The 1,860-nt window shown below is 76.3% G+C and carries 1 protein-coding gene and 1 pseudogene; both read left to right on the top strand.

Annotated elements, in window-relative coordinates; translation table 11 throughout:
• Positions 1 to 145, top strand: a pseudogene (locus WH07_RS38530) (SAM-dependent methyltransferase); the annotation flags it as partial.
• A 159-nt stretch (positions 146 to 304) separates the two neighbouring features.
• On the top strand, positions 305 to 1,860 hold a 1,556-nt coding region (locus WH07_RS35610; RefSeq protein WP_046509378.1), incomplete at its 3' end, for a DEAD/DEAH box helicase.

Genomic DNA, 1,860 nt, shown 5'->3' with positions numbered 1-1,860 from the left:
GGACGTGGTGGCGGGCGGGTTCCGGCTGGTCGACCTGGTGGAGCCGGAGTGGCCGGACTGGAACTCGCAGGAGTGGGGCGGCTGGTCCCCGCTGCGCGGGAGTCTGATCCCGGGGACGGCGATCTTCGTCTGCGAACGGGACTGAGGGCGGAGCTGAAGGTACGGGGACGGGTACGGCGGGGGTACGGGTGCGGCCGGTTCGGGGGCCGGGGTCCAGGTACGGGTACGGCACTGGGCGCGGCTTCGGTGTGGCGACGGGGGCCGTTCGTATGACCGGGTGTCGTGCTCGTACGACACTGAGCGGGTGATCCGCGAAGACATCCTGGCCGGTCTGCCCGTCCGTACCGCCGTTCCCGCGCTGGAGCGGGCGCTCGAATCGCACGGTTGCGCGGTGCTCTGCGCGCCTCCGGGCACTGGCAAGACGACTCTTGTGCCGCTGGTGCTGGCCGGGCTGGTCGGCAACGGCCGTCCCGTACGGCGGGTGGTCGTCGCCGAGCCCCGGCGGATCGCGGCCCGCGCGGCGGCCCGGCGGATGGCGTGGCTGCTCGGGGAGCGGGTCGGGGAGCGCGTGGGCTTCACCGTGCGCGGGGAGCGTGCGGTGGGGCGCGGGACGGTGGTGGAGGTGGTGACCACCGGGGTGCTGCTCCAGCGGCTCCAGCGGGACCAGGAGCTGGCCGGGGTCGACGCGGTGATCCTCGACGAGTGCCATGAGCGGCATCTCGACGCGGACACGGCGGCGGCGTTCCTGCTGGACGTACGGGCCGCGCTCCGGCCCGAACTGCGGCTGGTGGCGGCCTCGGCGACCACCGACGCGGAGGGGTGGGCGCGGCTGCTGGGGGACGCGCCCGTGGTCGAGGCGCGGGGCGTGTCGTATCCGGTGGAGGTGGTGTGGGCGCCGCCGGGCGTGCCGGTACGGCCGCCGCACGGGATGCGGGTCGATCCGGCGCTGCTGGCGCATGTGGCGTCGGTGGTACGGCGGGCGCTGGCCGAGCGGGCGGGCGATGTGCTCTGTTTCCTGCCGGGGGTGGCGGAGATCGGCCGGGTGGCGGGGCAGTTGACGGACACCGGTGCCGAGGTGCTCCAGGTGCACGGACGGGCGCCGGCGGCGGTGCAGGACGCGGTCCTGGCCGGTTCCCCGGGGTCCCCGGACTCAGCCGTCCGGCGGCGGGTCGTGCTGGCGACGGCGGTGGCCGAGTCCAGCCTGACCGTTCCGGGGGTACGGATCGTCGTGGACGCGGGGCTGGCGCGGGAGCCGCGTACCGACCACGCGCGCGGGCTGAGCGCGCTGACGACCGTACGGGTGTCCCAGGCGGGCGCCGGGCAGCGGGCCGGGCGGGCGGGGCGCGAGGCCCCGGGGACGGTCTACCGCTGCTGGAGCGAGGCGGAGGACAGCCGACTCGTCCGCTTCCCTTCCCCCGAGATCAAGGTCGCGGATCTGACGGCCTTCGCGCTCCAGGCGGCCTGCTGGGGCGACCCCTCCGCGGAGGGCCTGGCGCTGCTGGATCCGCCCCCGGCGGGCGCGCTGGCCGCCGGGCGCTCCGTACTGGCCGCGATCGGCGCGGTCGACGGTGCCAGCCGCGCGACCGACCGCGGTACCCGGATGGCCCGTCTTGGCCTCCACCCCCGGCTTTCCCGTGCCCTCCTGGACGGCGCGGCTCAAGTGGGCGCGCGCCGGGCGGCCGAGGTGGTGGCCCTGCTGAGCGAGGAACCGCCGAGGGAGTACGGGGACGACCTGGCGGCGGCCTGGCGCACGGCCCGCAGGGGCGGTGACGGCTATGCGACGCGCTGGCGCCAGGAGGTACGGCGTCTGACGGCGGCGGTGGGTGGCGAGGGGCAAGGGGGCACGGTGCCTGAGCCGGG

Origin of the sequence: Streptomyces odonnellii (genome assembly GCF_000981895.1) — a bacterium.
Taxonomy (GTDB): Bacteria; Actinomycetota; Actinomycetes; order Streptomycetales; family Streptomycetaceae; genus Streptomyces; species Streptomyces odonnellii.
The sequence above is the reverse complement of the archived record's forward strand: the minus strand, read 5'-3'. Positions and strand labels throughout refer to the sequence as shown.